At 67.0% G+C, this 20,779-nt stretch carries 18 protein-coding genes; 13 read left to right on the plus strand and 5 right to left on the minus strand.

Annotated features, from left to right (window positions below; translation table 11 throughout):
- Positions 1-25: 25 nt before the first annotated feature.
- The 10 genes from M2299_RS18825 (at position 26) to tkt (ending at position 13,388) form a co-directional block, all read left to right on the plus strand.
- Entirely contained in the window at positions 26-532 is a 507-nt protein-coding gene (locus M2299_RS18825) for a pilus assembly protein PilP (protein ID WP_051501657.1), read from the plus strand.
- A 21-nt stretch (positions 533-553) separates the two neighbouring features.
- A complete protein-coding gene (locus M2299_RS18830; protein ID WP_105164580.1) occupies positions 554-2,533 on the plus strand; it encodes a type IV pilus secretin PilQ family protein in 1,980 nt (659 codons plus the stop codon).
- Positions 2,534-2,808: 275 nt separating this feature from the next.
- The gene (locus M2299_RS18835) at positions 2,809-3,834 is read left to right on the plus strand and encodes a MoxR family ATPase (protein WP_280884816.1); all 1,026 of its coding nucleotides are present in this window, start codon (positions 2,809-2,811) and stop codon (positions 3,832-3,834) included.
- A gap of 8 nt (positions 3,835-3,842) precedes the next feature.
- The gene (locus M2299_RS18840; protein ID WP_025874235.1) at positions 3,843-4,772 is read left to right on the plus strand and encodes a DUF58 domain-containing protein; all 930 of its coding nucleotides are present in this window, start codon (positions 3,843-3,845) and stop codon (positions 4,770-4,772) included.
- Entirely contained in the window at positions 4,769-5,218 is a 450-nt protein-coding gene (locus tag M2299_RS18845) for a DUF4381 family protein (RefSeq protein ID WP_099843503.1), read from the plus strand. Before M2299_RS18840 ends, M2299_RS18845 begins: the two co-directional genes overlap by 4 nt.
- Positions 5,215-6,219 carry a VWA domain-containing protein gene (locus M2299_RS18850; RefSeq protein WP_080150603.1) on the plus strand — a complete coding sequence of 335 codons (1,005 nt, stop codon included), beginning with the start codon at positions 5,215-5,217 and terminating at the stop codon, positions 6,217-6,219. Before M2299_RS18845 ends, M2299_RS18850 begins: the two co-directional genes overlap by 4 nt.
- Positions 6,216-8,099, plus strand: a complete 1,884-nt coding sequence (locus M2299_RS18855; protein WP_280884817.1) for a tetratricopeptide repeat protein — start codon at positions 6,216-6,218, stop codon at positions 8,097-8,099. The genes M2299_RS18850 and M2299_RS18855 overlap by 4 nt, the downstream gene beginning before the upstream one ends.
- Positions 8,096-9,796: a BatD family protein gene (locus M2299_RS18860; protein ID WP_280884818.1), complete on the plus strand. Its 1,701-nt coding sequence runs from the start codon at positions 8,096-8,098 to the stop codon at positions 9,794-9,796. Before M2299_RS18855 ends, M2299_RS18860 begins: the two co-directional genes overlap by 4 nt.
- A gap of 57 nt (positions 9,797-9,853) precedes the next feature.
- Complete coding sequence (locus tag M2299_RS18865) at positions 9,854-11,188, plus strand: dicarboxylate/amino acid:cation symporter (protein WP_280884819.1); 1,335 nt, start codon at positions 9,854-9,856, stop codon at positions 11,186-11,188.
- A 202-nt stretch (positions 11,189-11,390) separates the two neighbouring features.
- On the plus strand, positions 11,391-13,388 hold the full coding sequence (gene tkt, locus M2299_RS18870; protein WP_032977193.1) for a transketolase: 1,998 nt from the start codon (positions 11,391-11,393) through the stop codon (positions 13,386-13,388).
- Between the two features lie 110 nt (positions 13,389-13,498).
- Here tkt and M2299_RS18875 read toward each other — a convergent pair whose 3' ends face one another.
- The 3 genes from M2299_RS18875 to M2299_RS18885 all read right to left on the minus strand — a co-directional run bounded on the left by M2299_RS18875 (position 13,499) and on the right by M2299_RS18885 (position 16,689).
- Positions 13,499-14,047, minus strand: a complete 549-nt coding sequence (locus M2299_RS18875; RefSeq protein ID WP_280884820.1) for an NADAR family protein — start codon at positions 14,045-14,047, stop codon at positions 13,499-13,501.
- Positions 14,048-14,146: 99 nt separating this feature from the next.
- The gene (locus M2299_RS18880; RefSeq protein ID WP_280884821.1) at positions 14,147-16,099 is read right to left on the minus strand and encodes an acetyl-CoA hydrolase/transferase C-terminal domain-containing protein; all 1,953 of its coding nucleotides are present in this window, start codon (positions 16,097-16,099) and stop codon (positions 14,147-14,149) included.
- Positions 16,100-16,131: 32 nt separating this feature from the next.
- Positions 16,132-16,689 carry a flavin reductase family protein gene (locus tag M2299_RS18885; protein WP_223486546.1) on the minus strand — a complete coding sequence of 186 codons (558 nt, stop codon included), beginning with the start codon at positions 16,687-16,689 and terminating at the stop codon, positions 16,132-16,134.
- Positions 16,690-16,806: 117 nt separating this feature from the next.
- Between M2299_RS18885 and M2299_RS18890 the strand changes: the two genes are divergently transcribed.
- Genes M2299_RS18890 through M2299_RS18900 form a run of 3 tightly spaced genes read left to right on the plus strand, consistent with a single transcriptional unit; the run spans position 16,807 to position 18,939 of the window.
- Positions 16,807-17,172, plus strand: coding sequence for a BlaI/MecI/CopY family transcriptional regulator (locus M2299_RS18890; protein ID WP_032977188.1), 366 nt, complete (start codon positions 16,807-16,809; stop codon positions 17,170-17,172).
- The gene (locus M2299_RS18895) at positions 17,165-18,379 is read left to right on the plus strand and encodes a TonB family protein (RefSeq protein WP_280884822.1); all 1,215 of its coding nucleotides are present in this window, start codon (positions 17,165-17,167) and stop codon (positions 18,377-18,379) included. The genes M2299_RS18890 and M2299_RS18895 overlap by 8 nt, the downstream gene beginning before the upstream one ends.
- Positions 18,379-18,939 carry a hypothetical protein gene (locus tag M2299_RS18900; protein WP_099843487.1) on the plus strand — a complete coding sequence of 187 codons (561 nt, stop codon included), beginning with the start codon at positions 18,379-18,381 and terminating at the stop codon, positions 18,937-18,939. Before M2299_RS18895 ends, M2299_RS18900 begins: the two co-directional genes overlap by 1 nt.
- Before the next feature lie 41 nt (positions 18,940-18,980).
- On the opposite strand, the gene M2299_RS18905 is transcribed toward M2299_RS18900, so the two are convergent.
- Both M2299_RS18905 and M2299_RS18910 read right to left on the minus strand, forming a co-directional pair.
- Positions 18,981-19,781, minus strand: coding sequence for an MBL fold metallo-hydrolase (locus M2299_RS18905; protein WP_033831871.1), 801 nt, complete (start codon positions 19,779-19,781; stop codon positions 18,981-18,983).
- A 10-nt stretch (positions 19,782-19,791) separates the two neighbouring features.
- Positions 19,792-20,610 (minus strand): S1/P1 nuclease, encoded by an 819-nt coding sequence (locus M2299_RS18910; RefSeq protein ID WP_280884823.1) that lies wholly within the window; start codon positions 20,608-20,610, stop codon positions 19,792-19,794.
- Positions 20,611-20,779 lie beyond the last annotated feature (169 nt).

A 20,779-nucleotide genomic window follows, 5' to 3' on the forward strand; every position in this document is an offset into this window, starting at 1 on the left:
CGGTTCCTTCATTGCACGTGGCGGGATGGTGCTGACGGTGCTGCTGCTGGCCGCCTGCGGCCGCGGCGTAAGCAGCACGCCGGGTGATGCACCCAATCTGGAAAAGTGGGTCGAGAGCGAGCGTGCGCGACCGGCGCAGCCGCTGGAACCGCTGCCGGTGATGCAGCAGTTCGAGACCTTCGAATACTCCGCGCAGGGCATGCGCGATCCGTTTACCGATGCCTGGACCAACCCGCAGCAGGGGAATGGGGGACTGCGGCCAGATCCGAACCGGCGCAAGGAGCCGATGGAAGGCTTCCCGCTGGACGCGCTGGACATGGTCGGCACCATCGGAACAGGCGCCGGCACCGTGGCGCTGGTGATGGGGCCGGACAAGGTGACCTATCGGGTGCGTCCCGGCGGTTACCTGGGGCAGAGCGACGGGCGGGTCACCGCGGTCTTTGAAGACCGCGTGGAGCTGATCGAACTGGTGCCGGATGGCGCGGGTGGCTGGCTGGAACGTCCAGCAACGCTCGCGCTGGAAGATCAATGATCGTTTACTGGGGATAGCACGATGACCTTTCACCAAGCCAAGGGGCTGCGTCCCATCCGGCGCTCTACCTTGAACCGCATCAGCGCGCTGGGAGTCGCGTTGATGCTGGCCTGCGCTCCGGCGCTGGCCGCCGCACCGTCGGAAAAGCCGACCGGCACGGCGCTGGCGGCCACGCCGGCCGCTGCACCGGCAGGCCTGTCGGTCGCACGCATCGATTTCAAGCGTGGCGATGACGGCGCGGGCCGCCTGATCCTGCAGTTCGACGGCCAGGGCGCCATGCCCGACCTGCGCAGCCAGGGCAACAGCGTGGTTGTCGATGTCGGCAACGCACGCCTGCCGGCCAACCTGCAGAAGCCGATGAACGTCACCGACTTCGCCACCCCGGTGCAGCGCATCGACGCCAAGCCGTCCGGGGCCGGCACCCAGCTGGTGCTGAGCACGGGCGGTCCGGTCGAGTCGCTGGCCTACCAGAGTGGCAACGAGTATGTGGTGGAGATCAGCCCGCGGCAGGCCCAGGCCGCCGTTGGCGCAGTCACTGCCGGCAGCGTGACCCAGGCCGCCAAGGGCGTGCCGCAGCGCGGCTACGCCGGCAAGCCGGTGACCTTCAACTTCCAGGACGTGCCGGTGCGCACCGTGCTGCAGTTGATCGCAGAAGAGTCGAATCTGAACGTGGTGGCCTCCGACTCGGTGCAGGGCAATGTGACCCTGCGTCTGGTCAACGTGCCGTGGGACCAGGCGCTGGATATCGTGCTGCGTGCCAAGGGCCTGGACAAGCGTCGTGACGGCAGCGTGGTGTGGGTTGCGCCGCAGTCCGAGCTGGCCAAGTTCGAGCAGGAGAAGGAAGACGCGCGCATCGCCATCGAGAACCGCGAAGACCTGGTGACCGACTACGTACAGATCAACTACCACAGTGCCACGCAGATCTTCAAAGCGCTGACCGAGGCCAAGGGTATCGGCGGCAACAACGCCGGTGGCGGTGGCCAGGGTGGCAGTGGCTCGATGTCGCAGGAAGACAGTGGGTTCCTGTCCTCGCGTGGCCGCATCGTGGCAGATGAACGCACCAACACGCTGATGATCAGCGATATCCCGAAGAAGATCGCGCGGATGCGTGAGCTGATCAACGTGATCGATCGCCCGGTCGACCAGGTGCTGATCGAAAGCCGCATCGTCATTGCCACCGATACATTTGCCCGTGAACTGGGCGCCAAGTTCGGTGTCAGCGGCAGCCGCGACAACGTGTACTTCAGTGGCAACCTGGACGCCAACGCCAAGACCCGCCAGTCGCAGGTGGACGCCGACAACACCAACGCCAAAGCCGAGCGCGATTGGATTGCCGGTGGTCGCGTAGGCCCGCCGCCGGTATCGGTCGGGTCGGCCATCACCCGCGGCCTGAACTGGAACCTGCCGGTGGCTGCGACCAGCAACCCGGGCTCGCTTGCACTGTCCATCCTCAACGCTGGCTACCTGCTGGATGTCGAGCTGTCGGCCATGCAGGAAGAGTCGCGTGGCGAAGTGATCTCCAACCCGCGCGTGGTCACCACCAACCAGCGCGAAGCGTTGATCAAGCAGGGTAAGGAAATCGGCTACGTCACCATCAGTGCCAGTGGTTCGGGTGGCGTGGCCACCCCGAACGTGCAGTTCAAGGAAGTGGTGCTGGAACTGAAAGTCACCCCGACCATCACCAACGACAACCGTGTGTTCCTCAACATGGCGGTGAAAAAGGATGAGGTCGAAAGCTATATCGTGCTGGAAGGCTACGGCCAGGTGCCGAACATCAATCGTCGCGAGGTCAATACCGCCGTGCTGGTGGAAGATGGCCAGACCGTGGTGATCGGTGGCGTGTATGAGTTCACCGACCGAAACAGCGTCAGCAAGGTGCCGTTCCTGGGCGACGTGCCGTTCCTGGGCAATCTGTTCAAGAAGCGTGGTCGCAACAAGGACAAGGCCGAACTGCTGGTGTTCGTGACCCCGAAGGTCCTGCGCGTGGCCCGCCAGAACTGAGGCATCACATCTGTTGTATCCGACCGGGGCCGCCACGTGCGGCCCCGCGTCGTTTGCGCGGGAGGCCCGACGATGGATTCACCGCAGGCCTGCTAGATCCACGCCGCGCCTCGCCAGTAGATCCACGCCATGCGTGGATAAGGCATGGGGGATCCACGCCATGCCCAGTGGACGGGACATGTGCGGACGCTGTTCAGCCGTTCTTGATGCCAGCAGCCGGACGGCCTGCGATGATGTGGGGAACCCGAGCCATCCCGCGCCGGTCAAAGGCCCCCATGAACCTGCCTCCGCCGATGCCCGAATCCATTTCTCCGCCGCCTGCCCCCACCATCTCGCGCCTGCATGCGGCCTTCAGCAACCTGCGAGATGCACTGTCGGCCGAGATCGTCGGCCAGGCGGCGCTGGTCGAACGCCTGCTCATTGCCTTGCTGGCCGATGGCCACCTGCTGGTGGAAGGTGCCCCGGGCCTGGCCAAGACCACGGCCATCCGGGCCTTGGCGGCGCGGCTGGAAGCAGACTTCGCACGTGTGCAGTTCACCCCGGACCTGCTGCCTTCGGACCTGACCGGTACCGAGATCTGGCGCCCGCAGGAAGGCCGTTTCGAGTTCGTGCCGGGGCCGATCTTCCACCCGATCCTGCTGGCCGATGAAATCAACCGTGCGCCGGCCAAAGTGCAGTCCGCGCTGCTGGAAGCGATGGGCGAGCGTCAGGTCACCGTCGGTCGCCACACCTATGCGCTGCCGTCGCTGTTTTTGGTGATGGCCACGCAGAATCCGATCGAGCAGGAAGGCACCTTCCCGCTGCCGGAAGCGCAGCTGGATCGTTTCCTGATGCACGTACGCATCGGTTATCCGGACCAGGCGGCCGAGTCGGAGATCCTGCGGCTGGCCCGCGAGCGCGCCCGCGGCGCGCTTGGCGAGGCCGCAGCGACGCCGGAAAAACTGCCGATGCAGGATGTCTTCGATGCGCGCCGCGAGGTGCTGGAGCTGCACATGGCCCCCGCGCTGGAGCGCTATCTGATCGAGCTGGTACTGGCATCGCGTGATCCCTCGCGCTACGACGCCTCGCTGGCGCGCCGCATCGCGTGGGGCGCCAGCCCGCGTGGCTCCATCGCACTGGAGCGGTGCGCACGGGCGCGTGCGTGGTTGGCCGGGCGTGATTTCGTCACTCCCGACGACGTGCGTGCCGTGGCCGCCGATGTGCTGCGCCACCGGGTTCTGCCCAGTTATGAAGCCATCGCCGAAGGCTGGGATGGTGAGCGCTTGGTGCAGGAACTGCTGGCCCGGGTACCGGCGCCCTGAGCGCGCGCATGACCGGCACGACCAACGGACCTGCTCCGGTTACCAGCGAAGGCGATGGCCTGCGACCGCAACTGGCCGAGCTGGTGGCATTGCGCCGCCTGGCACAGCGTCCGCCGCCGCCTCGTCGTGGGCGCGCGGGCAGCGCCGGGCAAGCGCCTTCGCCGCTGCGCGGACGCGGCATGGAATACGCAGAATCGCGCGAATACGTGGCGGGCGACGACGCGCGCCACATCGACTGGCGCGTCACCGCGCGCACCGGGCGCACGCACACCAAATTGTTCCAGGCAGAACGCGAACGGGTCACCCTGATCGTTGCCGATACTTCACCTGCGCTGTACTTCGGTACCCGCGTGCGCTTCAAGTCGGTGCAGGCAGCACGCGCTGGCGCGGTTGCGGCATGGTCCGCACAGCGCCGCGGCGACCGCATCGGTGCATTGCGCGGTAGTGATCGCGAGGCGCCGATCGCGCCGGCCGGCGGTGCCCGCGGCGTACTGCGTGTACTCGATGCACTCACGCGCTGGTACGCGCAGCCACCTGCCGATGACCTTGGCCTGGAACGCGCGCTGGACCATGCCGGTCGGGTGCTGCGCCCCGGCGCCCGGATGCTGGTACTGGCCGATCCGCAGCAGGCGATCCGGATTCCGCCGGCGCGCTGGAGCGCGTTGGCCCAGCACCATGACCTGAGTCTGCTGCTGCTGGTCGATCCGCTTGAGTTGCAGCCGCCAACGGCGCCCCTGCAGTTTCTCGCCGCGCAGCAGCGCATCGGCCTGGACCTGCGCCGCAGCGATGTGCAGGCGCACTGGCAGGCGCATTTCGTTGAACCGCTGCAGCAGCTGCGCAGCCAGCTTGCCGCGCGTCGCGTCGATGTGCAGGTGCTGTCCACCGATGCGGCAAGCGATGCCTGGCTGGCGCCGGCACCGACGGAGGTGCCGGCATGAGTGCCTCCCTGCCACTGCGCGACGTGCAGTTGCCGCCCTCGCCAGCGTGGTGGCCCCCCGCACCTGGCTGGCTGATACTGATCGCATTGGTTCTGCTGTTGCTGGCCATCGTTGCTGCGGTGGCATGGCGTCGTCGTCGCCGCCGCCAGCAGTGGATGCGCGTGTTCGATCAGGAGATTGCGGCAGTGAACGGCGCGCCGTCGGAACTTGCGGCCATCGCCAGCCTGCTGCGGCGTGCGGCGCGTCAGGCACGCCCCGGTAGCGAAGCCCTGCGCGATGACGCGTGGTGGCAGTACGTCGATCCCAAGGACACCCTGTCGCTCGCGCAGCGCAACCTGCTGGCCGAGGGGGCGTATCGTCCAAGCGTGGATGCCGCTGCCGTGGCCGGCGTGCGCGCGTGGGCGCGGGCACGCTACCTGGCGTTGCTGCAGGAGCGCCGCCGATGAGCGCGCTTGCAGCTTACTGGCCGTGGCCGGATCTGCAGCTGGCCTGGCCGCTGGCACTGCTGGCACTGCCGTTGCCGATCCTGATGCTGGCATGGAAGCGGCGGGCCGATCCGGGCGCTGCGTTGCGCGTGCCCTACGCCGCTGCCGAACTGGAAGCACTGGCTGGCGGCGGTCGTGTCGGCGTTTCCTGGCTGCGCAGCGGCTTGCTGTGGCTGGGCTGGCTGGCGCTGTGCCTGGCGATGGCGCGACCACAGCAACTGGGTGAGGCGATCACCCCGCCGCAGGAGGGCCGGCAGATGATGCTGGCGATGGACGTGTCCGGCAGCATGAGCGAGCCGGACATGGTGCTCGGTGCGCAGGCGGTGGAGCGCTTGACCGCAGCCAAGGCGGTGCTGGCCGATTTCCTGGACCGTCGTGCCGGCGATCGCGTCGGCCTGCTGGTGTTCGGTGATCGTGCCTACACACTCACACCGTTGACTGCGGATCTGTCCAGCGTGCGCGATCAACTGCGCGACAGCGTGGTTGGCCTTGCCGGGCGCGAGACGGCCATTGGTGACGCCATCGCGCTGGCGGTCAAACGCCTGCGCAATCAGCCCGAAGGGCAGCGTGTACTCATCCTGCTGACCGACGGCGTCAGCAACGCCGGTGTGCTGGAACCCCTGCGCGCAGCCGAGCTGGCACGTGCCGAAGGGGTGCGCGTGCACACCGTGGCGTTTGGCAGCGACGGTAGTGCGCGGTTCTTCGGCATTCCCGTGGCCGCCGACCGCGATCCGGTGGATGAGGCAACGCTGCGCAGGATCGCCGAGATGACCGGCGGCCGCTTCTTCCGTGCGCGTGACACCGACCAGCTGGCTGGCATCTATGCCGAACTGGACAGGCTGGAGCCAATCGCAGCGAAGGGACCGACACTGCGTCCGCGCAACGAGCGCTATGCATGGCCACTGGCCGTCGCCTTGCTGCTGGGCGCATTGGCGTGGGCCTGGCCGGAACGTCGCCGATGAACGCCACTTTCCTGAAGATGCCCGACTGGAGCGCGTTCGACTGGAGTGCATTGCATTTCCTGCGGCCGGACGGCTTGTGGTTGCTGGCGGCACTGCCGTTGATCGTCGCGGTGGCCATCTACCGGCAACGGCGCAGCGACGCGTGGCGGCAGGCGGTCGACGCCCATCTGCTGTCGCAGCTCCTGGCGGGCGAGGGCAAGCGACGCACGCGCCTGCCATGGGCATTGCTGTTGGGCTGGACCCTGGCGGCACTGGCGATGGCTGGCCCCAGCTGGAGGCAGCAGGCGCAGCCGATCTATCAGGCCAGTGCGCCGTTGGTGGTGGTGCTGGATCTCTCCAGCCGCATCACCGCGACCGACCTGCCACCCTCGCGCCTGCTGCAGGCGCGGGCAAAGATCGGTGCTCTGCTGCGCGCCCGTCAAGGCGGACAGGTGGGCCTGGTGGTGTATGCCGAAGATGCCTATACCGTGGCGCCGTTGACCGACGACGCTGCCAACGTGGCGCTGTACCTGGACGCGCTGTCGCCGGAGGTGATGCCGCGTGATGGACAGCGCGCCGACCGTGGCATCGACTGGGCGGTCAGGTTGCTGCGGCAGACCGGTGCCCTGCGCGGCCAGATCCTCCTGGTCAGCGACCAGGCTGACAGCGAAGCGGCGCTTGCCGCAACGCAGGCGCGTGGCCTCGGCCTGCAGGTGTCGGTGCTGGGCCTGGGCACACCATCCGGCGCCGCTTATCGCGATGGTCAAGGCCAGATCGCACAGGCCGCGCTGGATGAAACCAGCCTGCGCGCCGTCGCCACCGCAGGCGGTGGGCGTTACCAGCGCATCGCCAGCGATGATCGCGACCTGAAGGCATTGGACGTACTTGATGCCAGCGAAGGTGGCGCACTGGAGCGGCCCGGGCAGGCCCGGCAATGGCAGGACGAAGGCTATTGGTTGTTGCCGCCGGTGATGCTGCTGGCACTGCTGGCGTTCCGCCGCCGCGCGGTGCTGGCGGCGGTGCTGGCCGTGGGTCTTCTGCCCTTGAGCGGGCAGTTGCAGGCACAGCCGCGCGCGCCCATGGCTGCGCCGACAGCGGGCACGATGTGGGAACGTGCCGACCAGCGTGAGCATGCACGCCTGGCCGAGGGTGTGCAGGCGTACCGTCAAGGTGATTTCGCCACCGCCCGCAAGCAGTTCGAAGGCATCGACAGCGATGCGGGCTGGTACAACCTCGGCAATGTGCTTGCTCGCCAGGGCGACTACGACGGTGCCATCGCCGCCTACGACAAGGCCTTGGCGCGCCACCCGCAGATGGCCGACGCCGTCGCCAACCGTGCGGTGGTCGACGCCGCGCGCAAGCGCAAGTCGTCGTCGAACAACAGCCAGGGGCAGGGCAAGGGGCAGCAGAAGCCGCAGCAGGGACAGCAGCAGAACCAGCAGGGCCAGCAAGGCCAACAAGGTCAGCAGAATCAGCAGCAGGGCCAGCAAGGCCAGCAAGGCCAGCAAGGTCAGCAGAATCAGCAGAATCAGCAGCAGGGCCAGCAAGGCCAACAAGGCCAACAAGGCCAGCAGCAATCGCAGGGCCAGCAGGGCCAGCAGAACCCGGCGTCTGCAGGTTCCGGCCAGCAGGGGGCGAAGCAGGAGCCGCAGGCAGCCGACGCGCAGGCCCAGGCGCAGGCCGATGCCCAGCAGCGCCAGCGCATGCAGCAGGCCCTGCAGCAGGCGCGTGCCGGCGAAGCCGGCAAGGCAGCAGTGCGCGGCGATGGCGGCACGCCGCAACAGCGTGAGGAACAGCAGGCCGTAGAGGCGTGGATGCGGCGCGTGCCGGATGATCCGGGGGCACTGCTGCGGGCCAAGTTCCAGTTGGAAAACGAACGTAGAAAGAGGGAAGGGCGATGACAGGCATGGCGAGCAGGCAATTCCGGTGGCCTCTGCCTGTGCTGGCGATGCTGCTGCTGTGGCTGCCGATGGTGGCCATGGCGCAGACGCGCGCCTGGCTGGAGCAGGACAGCATCGCCGCCGGTGACGCCGTCACCCTGCACATCGAGACCGACCAGGGCGCGCCAGACTATGCACCGTTGAATGCCGATTTCGTGCTCAGTGCGCAGAGCAGCAACCGCCAGGTGCAGTGGAGCAATGGCGGCGTCCAGCAGCGCAACCTCTACACGGTTGCGTTGACGCCGCGCCGCACCGGTACGCTGCAGGTGCCTTCATTGCAAGTAGGCGCAGCACGCACGGTGCCCTTGGTGCTGCAGGTAAGTGATGCGGTGGTGGCCACCCCGCAGAGCAATGCCACCGCCTTCATCGAAACCGAGGTGGATGACCCGACGCCCTACGTGCAGCAGAGCGTGGGCGTGGTGGTCAGGCTGTACTTCGCCTCGCAGCTGGCGTCGGGCGAACTGGTGCTCGACACACCCAGTGGCGCTTCGCTGCAGCGGGTGGGGGAGGATCGCAGCGACGTGCGCCAGGTCAACGGCCGTCGCTACAACGTGGTCGAACGTCGCTTCCTGCTGATCCCCGAGCGCAGCGGGGCGTTGCGCCTGCCGGGCGCGCGCTTCACCGGCCGCAGTGCAGGTGGATTCTTCGATGACTTCTTCGGGAGCGGTGGCGATGGCCGCATGAATGCCGTCGGTGCCGAACGCACGCTGCAGGTGCAGGCGCAACCGGCTCAGGCCGTGCAGCCGTGGCTGCCCCTGCACAGCCTGCAGTTGCGCTACACCGCTGCACCCAGCAGTGCGCGCACGGGCGAAGCGGCCACCGTGATGGTCGAAGCGATCGCCAACGGCGCTACCCGGGCCCAGTTCACCGATCTGCCCGTGCCCGACCTCGGCGACGCCGCACAGGTGTTCGCCGAACCTGCCCAGTACGAGGAGACCTTCAACGGCAGCACGCCACGCCTGAAGATCACCCGTCGCTACTCGATCGTGCCGCGGCAGGTTGGATCCCTGCGTGTGCCGGGGCCGCGCGCGGCCTGGTGGAACGTGGACAGTGGCAGTGCCCAGCAGGCCAGCCTGCCGGATCTGGAACTGGCCGTGGCCGCAGGCCGGGCCGGCGCGCCGGTGGCACAACCGATCGATACCGATGCCGCGTTGCCGGGAGACGCCGCACCCGCCGCTGCATCCTCTCTTGCACCCACCGCAGCAGGTCCCCGGCCGTGGCCGTGGATGGCGGCCGCCGCAGGCCTGGCGCTGCTATGGCTGTTGACCCTGGCATGGGGATGGCGACGTGGCCGCCGTGCCGTCGTCCACACCCGTCCGGTTCCCCGGCCAGGAGCCAGTGCCCCTGCAACGTCCTCGCGTGCCAGCGTGGCCGAGTTGCGCCGGGCGATCGATGGCGAGGGCTTTGACCAGGTAGAGGCGCTGCTGTGTTCGATGGCCGGCGTGGAACGCCTGGAACAGGTGATCGAGCGCCTGGCCGATCCGGCCCAGCGGCAGACCCTGCAGGCGTTGCAGCAGGCGCGCTGGGGCGGGATGGGGGATGTCAGTGCGCTACGGGCCCGCCTGCGCGAAAGCTTCCGTGACGGACCGCACTGGTCGGCCGCCACCGCCGCCGTCGACACTGGGCTGCCGCCGCTGTATCCGCCGCGGCAACCCTGAACCGGCGCGGCTTGCGCGCTTTGTTAGAGTAGATTCATTTTTCGAGGAATCCCGCGCATGACAGCAGCTGTTGCCGACAAGAAGAAGTTGCCCCTGCATTGGAAGATGGGCATCGGCTTTGCGATCGGCCTGGTCCTGGGACTGATCGTGCATGCCCTGGGCGGCAGCGTCGACGGCCTGCAGACCGGTGCCAAGTGGGTAATGGACTACGTCACCACCCCGGCGTCGGGCCTGTTCCTCAACCTGATCTTCATGCTGATCGTGCCGCTGATCTTCTCGGCGCTGATCATGGGTGTGTCGGAGATGGGCGACATCCGCGCCCTTGGCCGCATCGGCTGGAAGACGCTGGCCTACACCGTGCTGCTGTCCGGCATCGCGGTGGGTATCGGCCTGGTGCTGGTCAACCTGCTCAAGCCCGGTGCCGGCGTCGACCCGCAGGTGGCCGCGCTGATGCTGTCGGAGAACGCCGAGCGCAGCAAGGAAATCGTTGCTGGCATCCATGGCACGCCGAAGGGCATGGACATGCTGCTGTCGATCGTGCCGAGCAACGTGCTGCAGGCCGCCTCCGACAATGGCGCGATCCTGTCGCTGATGTTCTTCGCGCTGATGTTCGGCATCGGCATGGTGCTGACCGACGAGGCCAAGGTCGCCCCGCTGCGTCGCGCCATCGAAGGCGTGTTTGAGATCTCGATGACCCTGATCAACCTGGTCATCCGCCTGGCGCCGTATGCAGTGGCCTGCTTCATGTTCAATCTGGCCGCGCTGTTCGGTTTCGATCTGATCATCCGCCTGGGTGCGTATGTGGGCGTGGTGGTGCTGGCGTTGGGCCTGCACATGGTGGTGACCTACGGCACCGCGGTGTGGCTGTCGGGCCGTTCACCGCTGGCGTTCTTCCGCCAGACCCAGGAGGCCACGGTGATGGCCTTCTCCACCGCCTCCAGCAACGCCACCCTGCCGACCGCGCTGCGCGTGGCCGACCAGATGGGCCTGCCGCAGCGCGTGTCGCGCTTCGTGCTGACCGTGGGCGCCACCGCCAATCAGAACGGCACCGCGCTGTTCGAGGGCGTGACGGTGATCTTCCTGGCCCAGTTCTTCGGTGTCGACCTGAGCATCGGCCAGCAGGTCATGGTGATGGCGGTCTGCATCCTCGGTGGTATCGGTACGGCCGGTGTGCCGTCCGGCTCGCTGCCGGTGGTGGCGATGATCTGTGCGATGGTCGGCGTCAATCCGCTGGGCATCGGCCTGATCCTGGGCGTGAACCACTTCCTGGACATGTGCCGCACCGCGCTGAACGTGACCGGCGACCTGGCCCTGACCACGCTGGTGGCCAAGGGCGAAGCGCCGGACACTCCGGCCGAGGCCGCTGCCGCCGCGGCCCGTCTGGACAACTGACCCAGGCAATGCCTGATCGGGGTCGGATCCCTTTCCGCAGGAAGGGGCTCCGACCCCTCTTCATATGCGGAATCCAGCGCAGATCACGACGTTGCCGGCCAACGGCCGGCACTAATGCCCTGGTCGACCTGACCCTGCCGGGCGTCTGTGGGACAATAGGCCGCCCGCAGTTCCGCGGCCGCCTCCCGATTCCGACAGAACCATGACGCAGCCTACCCGTCGCCAGTTGGCCAACGCCATCCGCTTCCTCGCCGCCGATGCGGTTGAAACCGCAAAGTCCGGCCATCCCGGCATGCCCATGGGCATGGCCGACATCGCCGAAGTCCTCTGGAACGACTACCACCGTCACAACCCGAACAACCCGCAGTGGTTCAACCGCGACCGCTTCGTGCTGTCCAACGGCCACGGCTCGATGCTGCAGTACGCGCTGCTGCACCTGAGCGGGTATGACCTGCCGATCGAGCAGCTGAAGGCATTCCGCCAGCTGGGCAGCCACACCGCTGGTCATCCGGAGCGTCACGAGACCCCGGGCGTGGAGACCACCACCGGTCCGCTGGGCCAGGGTTTCGCCAACGCCGTCGGTTTTGCCTTGGCCGAGAAGCTGCTGGCACAGCGCTTCAACCGCCCGGAGCTGGAAATCGTCGATCACCGCACCTGGGTGTTCATGGGCGATGGCTGCCTGATGGAAGGCATTTCCCACGAAGCCGCCTCGCTGGCCGGCACCTGGGGCCTGCACAAGCTGGTCTGCTTCTGGGATGACAACCACATCTCCATCGACGGCAACACCGAAGGCTGGTTCACCGACAACACCCCGGAGCGTTTCGAGGCCTATGGCTGGAACGTGGTCCGTGGCGTCGATGGCCACGATCCGGAGAGCATCAAGGCCGGTATCGAAGCGGCCCTGTCGCAGGACGGCAAGCCGACCCTGATCTGCTGCCGCACCACCATTGGTTTCGGTTCGCCGAACAAGTCCGGCAAGGAATCCAGCCACGGCGCACCGCTGGGCAAGGACGAACTGGAAGCCACCCGCAAGGCGCTGGACTGGAACTACGGCCCGTTCGAGATTCCCGAAGAGATCTACGCCGGCTGGCGTGCCGGCGGTACCGGCACCCTGCGCCAGGCCGAGTGGGAGCAGCAGTTCGACAAGTACGCTGCGCAGTACCCGGCCGAAGCTGCTGAACTGACCCGCCGCTCGCATGGCGATCTGCCGGCCGACTTCATCGCCAAGGCCGACGCCTACATCGCCCAGGTTGCCGCCGAAGGCCAGACCATTGCGTCGCGCAAGGCGTCGCAGCTGGCCATCGAGGCGTTCGCGCCGCTGCTGCCGGAAATCGTGGGCGGATCGGCCGATCTGGCGCACTCCAACTTGACCCTGTGGAAGGGCAGCAAGTCCGTCGCCACCGACGATGCCAATGCCAACTACGTGTACTACGGTGTGCGCGAGTTCGGCATGACCGCGATCGCCAATGGCCTGGCCCTGCACGGTGGTTTCATCCCGTTCGACGCCACCTTCCTGGTGTTCAGCGATTACGCACGCAATGCCGTGCGCATGAGCGCGCTGATCCCGGCCCACGCCATCCACGTCTACACCCACGACTCGATCGGCCTGGGCGAAGACGGCCCGACCCACCAGCCGGTGGAGCATCTGGCCTCGCTGCGCTACATCCCGAACAATGACGTGTGGCGCCCGTGCGATGCCGTCGAGTCGGCCGTGAGCTGGAAGGCTGCGATCACCCGCCAGGACGGCCCGAGCTGCCTGGTGTTCAGCCGCCAGAACCTGCCGCACCAGCCGCGCGACGCTGAGCAGATCGCACAGATCGAGCGCGGTGGTTACGTGCTGGCCGATGCTGCCGGCACTCCGGACGTGATCCTGATCGCCACCGGTTCGGAAGTCTCGCTGGCGACCGAAGCGAAGGCTCAGCTGGATGCGGCCGGCCTGAAGACCCGCGTGGTCTCGATGCCGTCCACCGATGTGTTCCTGCGCCAGGATGCGGCCTACCGCGAATCGGTGCTGCCGAACGCCGTGCGCAAGCGCGTGGCCATCGAAGCTGGCGTCACCGGCTTCTGGCGCCAGTTCGTCGGCCTGGACGGTGCAGTGATCGGTATCGACACCTTCGGTGCCTCGGCCCCGGCCGACAAGCTGTACCAGCACTTCGGCATCACCACCGCGCACGTGGTGGAAGCAGCCAAGGCGCTGTAAGTCCCGCTGCAATGGAATAGGGAAAAGGCCGGCGAAAGCCGGCCTTTTCTTTTCCGGGCGAAACGGATCGCCCGCCGTGCCCGTAGATCCACGCCACGCGTGGACGCGCGTTACATCGTGTCCCGCACGTCCATCAGCGCAAACCCCAGCAGATTCAATCCGCGCCACCGCGCCGGGTTGTGTGCGTCGGCGTGATCCTTGGCCAGGCCGATTCCCCAGATAAAATCCACCGGGCTGGCTTCCACCAGAACCTGGTCTGCCGTAGCGCGCAGAAAATCACCCAGCGCCGCATTCTGCGAGAACTTGGCCCGATTGCCTTCGACCACCAGGGCGTAGCGCGCCTGCGCCCATTTGGCATCGTCAAAGTCTTCGATCCTGCGGCCTAGTGCCTTGGCGCTCTCCGGCGTCGCACTGGCCAGTATCTGGTCGAGAATCTTCGTGTCGGCGAACAGGTGCGCTTTGCCGGCCATCATGTAGTGTTCTGCGGTGCGGTAGTGCACGCCATCGATGCTGAAACCTGCGTCATACCACTGGCTGAAACACGACGCCGACACGCCGGTGCGCGGCGGCTGGTGGCCCCAGAAGCAGAGATAACGCAGGTGTTCGCCATCGGCTTGGCGGCGTTGCAGATCTTGCAGAAAACGGGAATCGTCGTTCATCGGTACAGGATATCGCGCCGCGCTACTGTGGTAGGTGCCAACCTTGGTTGGCACTGATCGTTGTCCGCCGGGCATGGCCCGGCGCTACCCTCCGCGCGATCACGCGGTGCGCGCCAGGGCCAGCCTCAACAACCGTGCATTGAGCCGTTCGCCGAAGTCCTTGGGCGACTGCAGTTCCATCCGCTGCAGATACACCGCGTCACCATCACCTGCAGGCTGCCACAGCGCGTCCCACACGGTACGCAGCTTGCTGCCGCGCGTCTGTGTATTGGCTTTCAGCCAGCCCAGTGCCTTCACCAGTACCTGTTCGATCTCGGTGAAGTCGCTGCCCAACGGGTAATCGGGCAGGGTGCCATCGTTGCGGAACGGCGCCAGCGCCGCCGCCAGGGCCTGGGGTGTGTTGCGCTGCTGCCGCTGCGCATCAGGTTGCGCCGTAGCGGCCAGCTTGCGTGCCGAAAAGGCCTGCTGCAGCAGGGCGCCCTGGAACGGCGCTTCGGTGATGGCCGCCATCGCGTGCACACAGTCGTCGTCGGTCAGGCCACGCACGTCGGCGATGCCGTACTCGTTGAGATAGACGTCACGCAGGTGGCGCGGAATGGTCGTGTGCCCGTAGTTCCAGCGCACGTTGGATTCGCGCTGGCCGCGGTCATCACGGGCAGCGCGGAACATCAGCACACTGCGCGCTTCCGGCAGCGCGTGCGCCATCGCCACGAAGTTGTACTGGCCGCCCACGCCGGAGACCACACGGCCATCCTCCAGCGCGTCGGATACCGCCGCGCCCAGCGCGGTGGCCATCATGCAGGAATTGAAGAAGCGGGCGTGACGCCGCTGCAGGCGCTCAAGCGTTTCGTTGCCACCGTACAGCTGGTTGATCTCGCTGATGCGGCGCATGCCGATCGCCCGGCATTCGTCCTCGGGCAGGGTGCGCAGCCACTCATAGAATTCGGATGAGCCCAGGTAGAACGCGCCGTGCAGGTATTCGCCCTCGGCCTCCAACGTGGCATGGTCGATGGACAGCGTGCTGCCGTTTTCGATGCGCTGCATCAGTGCCAGGTCGTCATGCACCTTGCGCTTGATCACACCGGTCTGCACCAGCCGGCGGAAACCCTCGTTGAGCATTTCGCTGCAGCCGTACAGGCCGATCTCGAACGGGTCCAGTCCGCCGATCTCCTGTACCAGCGGATGGCTGGCCAGTTGCGGATCCAGCGCGTTCAACACGCGGCGGTAGCGTGCGTTGTCGGTGTGGCGCAGTACCAATGCGTGGCTGAGTGCATCGGCCAGGGTGCCGATGCCGATCTGCAGGGTGCCACCGTCGCGCACCAGGGTGCTGGCATACAGGCCGATGGCGTAGTCGGCGTCGGCCACCGGTTGCCGTGGCAGGCCGAACAACACCGGATACGGCGCTGGCGGGGTGATGACCAGATCGAAGAAGGACACGTCCACCGTGGCCGTGCCGCCAAGATAGGGCAGCTGCGGATCGATCTCGGCGACCAGCAGCGGGCGCGGCAGGCCGCGTGCGGTCATCGCGTCCAGCGTGTCCTGGGTGATGTCGTTGTTGCAGGACAGCGAAAGGCGTCGGTCGTCCGGGCGCATCGCCACTTTCTGCACGATCACCTGCGGCGCGCGCTGCGCTACCGCGTCGGCAGCGAGGGTGTAGTTGAGGCTGGTGTAGCTGGATTGCGCCTGTCGCGAACCGAGCAGGGCACCGGACTGCATGTAGAACTCTTCCACCTGCACGTGTGCCGGCAGCGCGTCGCGGGCGATTGCATCGGCGTAGGCCAGGCGCGGGAAGTCTTCACCGAAATGGCGGGCCGCGAACGGCGCCAGGAAACGCGCTTCCAGGCCGTTGCCCTTTGCCTGCGGCGGGTTCAGTGACAGCGCGGTATACAGCTGCAGCGGCCGCGACGGGTCCTGTTCGACGCGCGCATACAGGGCGTTGAGCAGGCGGTGTGGTTTACCCAGCGCCAGCGGCGCACCGATCCGCAGCGGCCCATCCACGCGCGCAAACAGCCAGTCAACGGCGGCGTCGAGGTCGGTGAGGTGTTCGGTCATCCGGGGCGGTCCTGCTTGGGGGAGTGCTGGCATTACAGCATGTCGGGCTTGAACCGCCGTCGACGCGAGACTTCGGCACCGGACACCATGAACTGCCCATCGCCCCGGTAATGCACCGTGCGTGGCAGCTTTGGGCGAGGCGCAACATGGGCGCGCACGATTTCCCAGATGAACAGGTTGCTCGATTCGACCTGGCTGTCGTCATGCAGGCGGCACTCGAAGCTGGAATGGCACTGGCCCACCAGCGGTGCCCCCACCTCCCGCGCTGGCACCGCATCCAGGCCGAATCGCTCGAACTTGTCCACGTCACGGCCGCTGCAGTTGCCGATATCGACCACCGTGTCCAGCAGCTCCACGCCCGGGATGTTGATCACGCATTCGCCGCTGCTGCGGGCCAGGCTGAAGCTATGGTTCTCGTTCCACAGGTAGGTGGCCACCAGCGAGGGCGAGAAGCCCATCACCATGTGCCAGCCCATCGTCATCAGGTTGCGCTGGCCTTGCCAGGCGGTGCTGACCAGCACGATGGGGCCGGGCTCGAGGAAGCGCCGGGCCTGCTCGACCGGGAAATCACGTTTGCGCAAGGGCTTCATGCCGGTACCTGCGGTGGAGGCCCCCATGCTGGCGCAGGCGCGATGAATTACCGGTCGAGGGGTTGACAGCTGATTCGATTACGCGCGTAATCAAATAGTCGATTACGGATGTAAACCATGACCCCGATCAGCGAAGCCGAAGCCGTTGTGATGGAGGTGCTGTGGCAGCAGGCACCGCGCAGCGCCGACGAGGTGGTGGCCGCACTGGCGCACCGCGACTGGGCTGAGCCGACCATCAAGACCCTGCTCAACCGCCTGCTGACCAAGGGCGCGATCGCCGCCGAGCGCGATGGCCGGCGCTACCTGTACCGGCCGCTGCTGCAACGCCAGGCCTGGGTGGAGGCGCAGAGCCAGGACTTCATCGGCCGTGTCTTCGAAGGGCGCGTGGCACCGCTGGTCGCGCACTTCAGCGAACGCGGCCAGCTCAGCGCACAGGACATCGCCGAACTGAAGAAGCTGATCCAGGAGCTGGACCATGAATGAGCTGCTCGACGGACTGTGGCAGGCCAGCTTGTGGTTGGCGGTGGGCGTGATCCTGCTGGCGGTGACGCGGCCGTTGCTGGTGCGATTGGGCGGCGCCGGGCTGGCCTACCGTAGCTGGTGGCTGCTGCCCCTGATGTTGGCCACGCTGTTGATTCCCCTGCCACAGGTCGCGCTGTTGCAGCATGTGCCGACCTTGCCGCTGAAGGTCGTGCCGGAAGCCGTGGACAGCCTGCCAACGGCGTCGCTGCAATGGCCCTTGCTTCTGTTGGTGGTGTGGGCGCTGGGCGCGGGCGTCTGCCTGTTGCGCGACCTGCGCGCACAGCGCCGCTTCGAACGCGGCATGGGCGGCCTGCAGGCACGCGCCGATGGCAGCTGGCAGGCCAGTGGCGATCCCGGGCTGCCGGCGCTGGTGGGCCTGTGGCGGCCGCGCATCGTGGTCGGCCCCGATTTCGACCAGCAGTTCACTGCACAGGAGCAGGCGCTGATCCTGCAGCACGAGCACAGCCATCGTCGCAATGGCGATCACTGGGCCAACGGCGGACTGCTGCTGATGCGCGCGGTGTTCTGGTTCCATCCGCTGCTGCCATGGGCCGCACGCCGCTTCCTGCGTGACCAGGAACTGGCCTGCGACGCCCGCACCATTGCCCCGCAGCCTGCGCTGCGCGGCCTCTACGCCAGCACGCTGCTGAAGGCGCAGCTGGTCCATCCGGTTGCGCCGGCGGTATGCCACTGGCGCAGCCAGCCTGTGTTGAAGGAGCGTATCGCCATGTTGAAGCAGTCCAAGCGGAAGGCATTGCCGTGGGTGTCGGGGCAGGTGCTGGTGGTCGGGTTGTGCCTGGGCGTGGGGGCGGTGGCGTGGGCCAGCCAGGGTGGAGCAATGGCGGCCGGCCCAACCGTGGCCGTCATGGATCGCGAGATCCGGGTCGACAAGATGCCACCACCGAGCTACCCGAAGAGCGCGTTCGAGCAGAGCCAGACAGGCGTGGTGGTGCTCCGCGTCGACGTTGATGCGCAAGGTGCTGTCAGTGATGTGCGTGTAGTGAGTGCCACCAATCCGGGCGTGTTTGAAGCGGTATCGATTGCAGCAGCACGAAGCTGGACCTATCGCCCGGCGCTGAAGAACGGCAAGCCGGTGGCGGGCGCTGTACGCATTCCGATCACCTTCGCCATGGATGAGAGCGACGACGTGACGGAGACCGCCAGGTGATGCGCATCGCGCTGCTGTTGGCAGTGGGGATGCTGGCAGGCTGCGCCACCCAGGAACGGTTGACCACCGTCGATACCCGCAATGAGAGTGTCGGCCATCAGCGCCTGCATGCGGAAGGGAAAGGCGGCAGCGGCCAAGTGCAGGCGTACACGCTGGGAGCGACCGAAGGCTATCGGATGCCGCAGCTGTATGCGGCGCCGGATCCGCAGATCGGTGATCGTGACCCGCGCACCGAGCTGGCGCCGACCACGATCTGCCTGCAGGTGGTGGTCGATGCCGAAGGCGCTGTCGAGCGAAGCCTGGCGCTGGTCGACCGCAGCGAATGCGCGGCAGGCGCGGCGAGCGAGAATGCGCCGCTGTTGCAGGCTGCGCAGGAGGCGGTGGCGATGTGGAAGTATTCGCCCGCCGCGGTCTGCCACTTCGCCCCCGGCAAGGTGCCGAGCGACCGTGGCGACTGCGAAGGCGCCGAGCGCGTCGAACCGGTGCCGGTGAGCCTGCTGTATGCCTTCACCTTCGAGATCGTGAAGGGCCAGCATGTGGTGCGCACGCAGGGCAAATGACGCGGTGTCATTGCTGGCGCGATGAGGCGACCGTGCGGGCCCTACGCGCCGCCCTGGATGTTGGCCTTCACCGCTGGCTGCATCAGCTGCGGCTCTGCCAGGGTCGCATCACGCGCCTGACGCACGCTGACGAACTCCGCCTCGGCCACGCCTTCATGCACGTGGATATTGTGCGCGCGCTGTTCACCAATGGTGGTTTCGTTGGCGAAATCGCGTCCGCCCGGGCCGTAGTCGTGGCAGACGAATACGCGGGTGGCATCGGGCAGGGCCAGCAGGCGCTGGATCGAGCGGTACAGCTGCGCAGCATCGCCGCCGGGAAAATCGCAGCGCGCGGTGCCGCCATCGGGCATGAACAACGAATCGCCGGTGAACAGCGCATCGTCGATCAGATAGGCGATGCTGTCGCTGGTGTGGCCGGGTACGGCGATGATGCGCCCCTGCAGTTCACCCAGTGCGAAGGTCTCGCCATCAGCGAACAGGTGATCGAAGACGGCATGTTCCTCGGGCAGCTGCAGGCCATAGCGCGGTGCAAACGTGGCCTGCACCGCACGGATGCCTTCGCCGATGGCCAGCGTCGCATCCGGGAACCGTTGCTTGAGCCGACGTCCTGCCGACACGTGGTCGGCATGGGCGTGGGTTTCCAGCAGCCAGCGCACGTGCAGCTGCTGTTGCGCGATGGCATCGAGCATCGCGCGCACCGGCGATTCGCTGCTGGCGTCGGTATCCGGGTCGTAATCCAGTACCGGGTCGATCAGCGCGGCCTCGCTGCTGGCCGGGTCGCTGACCAGGTAGCTGAAGGTGTTGCTGTCACGGTGGAAGAACGATTGCACCTGGACCGACATCGGGCACTCCTCAGCGTGTGGCGAGCACGCGGTTCAGCAACTGCGCCAGGTTTTCACCGGCCAGTCGCAGCTGCGCTTCGGCCACCGGCCGGTAGCGCGTGGTGTAGTCGTCGCCGATCTTACGCGAGGCAGGGTAAACGCCAAGTTGCACCGAAATGCGGCAGCTGGCTTCAGCCCAGCTGACCGGATCGCGCTGCGGGTTGGACTGGCGTGCCAGCTTCGGCGCCGGCAGTGCGCGCAGCACCGGCAGGTAACCGGCATCGTCGACCTTGCGGGTATTGAGCATGCCGCTGTCCCACAGCGAGTGCAGGTTGGTACCGCGGTTGCCGAACTGCAGCTGGAAATCGTTGCCGCCCTTGTCGTGGCCGTAGCCGGCGTGCATCGGCTGGTGGATGTCACCGACCAGATGCACGACGAATTTCAGTGCCTGCAGGCGCTCGCCATCGGTCAGGCTGCGGTCGCCGAGGATCGCGCTCTGCGCCTTCAGCGCTTCGACGATGCAGTTGCCGCTCTTGCAGTGCTTCGGCGCCTCGTAGTAGCAGCCATCTTCGGCGATGTTGACGTAGTGCCAACCGGCCGAGCGACGGCCCAGGCCCGGGTCCTTGGCGCGCAGCTGGTCGGCCCAGGGCGCGATGCTGGCAAGGGTGGCGCCGGGTTCGGTGGCCAGCAGGCGGTCGACTTCAGCGCGCGTGGTCGGGTTGAGGCGGCTGTCGGCGACTTCGGCGACCAGGCGGTGGCCTTGCGCGCCCCAGGCATGGGCGGGTGCGGACAGGGTCAGCAGGGCCGGCGCGAGGGCGGCGGCGAGGAACAGGGAGTGCAGTGCTTTCATCCGCTCATTCTAGCCAGCGGGGGAGAAGGGTGGTTGATGGAAAGCGGCGCGTTCATTGTCGTCGGGGTGTGTGCGGCCGGGGCAGGTAGTGCGGGACACGCCGTAAACCCATCCATGGGGGCTCGATGGCGCCATCCATGGCGCCAACGGTCCCGCGCTACCTGCCCCG

The sequence above is a fragment of the Stenotrophomonas sp. 1278 genome (assembly GCF_029892765.1).
Classification (GTDB): domain Bacteria; phylum Pseudomonadota; class Gammaproteobacteria; order Xanthomonadales; family Xanthomonadaceae; genus Stenotrophomonas; species Stenotrophomonas indicatrix.

Coding starts and splice junctions, on each gene's coding strand:
- M2299_RS18825 (WP_051501657.1), top strand. CDS start 26: ATGGTGCTGACGGTGCTGCTGCTGGCCGCCTGCGGCCGCGGCGTAAGC.
- M2299_RS18830 (WP_105164580.1), top strand. CDS start 554: ATGACCTTTCACCAAGCCAAGGGGCTGCGTCCCATCCGGCGCTCTACC.
- M2299_RS18835 (WP_280884816.1), top strand. CDS start 2,809: ATGAACCTGCCTCCGCCGATGCCCGAATCCATTTCTCCGCCGCCTGCC.
- M2299_RS18840 (WP_025874235.1), top strand. CDS start 3,843: ATGACCGGCACGACCAACGGACCTGCTCCGGTTACCAGCGAAGGCGAT.
- M2299_RS18845 (WP_099843503.1), top strand. CDS start 4,769: ATGAGTGCCTCCCTGCCACTGCGCGACGTGCAGTTGCCGCCCTCGCCA.
- M2299_RS18850 (WP_080150603.1), top strand. CDS start 5,215: ATGAGCGCGCTTGCAGCTTACTGGCCGTGGCCGGATCTGCAGCTGGCC.
- M2299_RS18855 (WP_280884817.1), top strand. CDS start 6,216: ATGAACGCCACTTTCCTGAAGATGCCCGACTGGAGCGCGTTCGACTGG.
- M2299_RS18860 (WP_280884818.1), top strand. CDS start 8,096: ATGACAGGCATGGCGAGCAGGCAATTCCGGTGGCCTCTGCCTGTGCTG.
- M2299_RS18865 (WP_280884819.1), top strand. CDS start 9,854: ATGACAGCAGCTGTTGCCGACAAGAAGAAGTTGCCCCTGCATTGGAAG.
- tkt (WP_032977193.1), top strand. CDS start 11,391: ATGACGCAGCCTACCCGTCGCCAGTTGGCCAACGCCATCCGCTTCCTC.
- M2299_RS18875 (WP_280884820.1), bottom strand. CDS start 14,047: ATGAACGACGATTCCCGTTTTCTGCAAGATCTGCAACGCCGCCAAGCC.
- M2299_RS18880 (WP_280884821.1), bottom strand. CDS start 16,099: ATGACCGAACACCTCACCGACCTCGACGCCGCCGTTGACTGGCTGTTT.
- M2299_RS18885 (WP_223486546.1), bottom strand. CDS start 16,689: ATGAAGCCCTTGCGCAAACGTGATTTCCCGGTCGAGCAGGCCCGGCGC.
- M2299_RS18890 (WP_032977188.1), top strand. CDS start 16,807: ATGACCCCGATCAGCGAAGCCGAAGCCGTTGTGATGGAGGTGCTGTGG.
- M2299_RS18895 (WP_280884822.1), top strand. CDS start 17,165: ATGAATGAGCTGCTCGACGGACTGTGGCAGGCCAGCTTGTGGTTGGCG.
- M2299_RS18900 (WP_099843487.1), top strand. CDS start 18,379: ATGCGCATCGCGCTGCTGTTGGCAGTGGGGATGCTGGCAGGCTGCGCC.
- M2299_RS18905 (WP_033831871.1), bottom strand. CDS start 19,781: ATGTCGGTCCAGGTGCAATCGTTCTTCCACCGTGACAGCAACACCTTC.
- M2299_RS18910 (WP_280884823.1), bottom strand. CDS start 20,610: ATGAAAGCACTGCACTCCCTGTTCCTCGCCGCCGCCCTCGCGCCGGCC.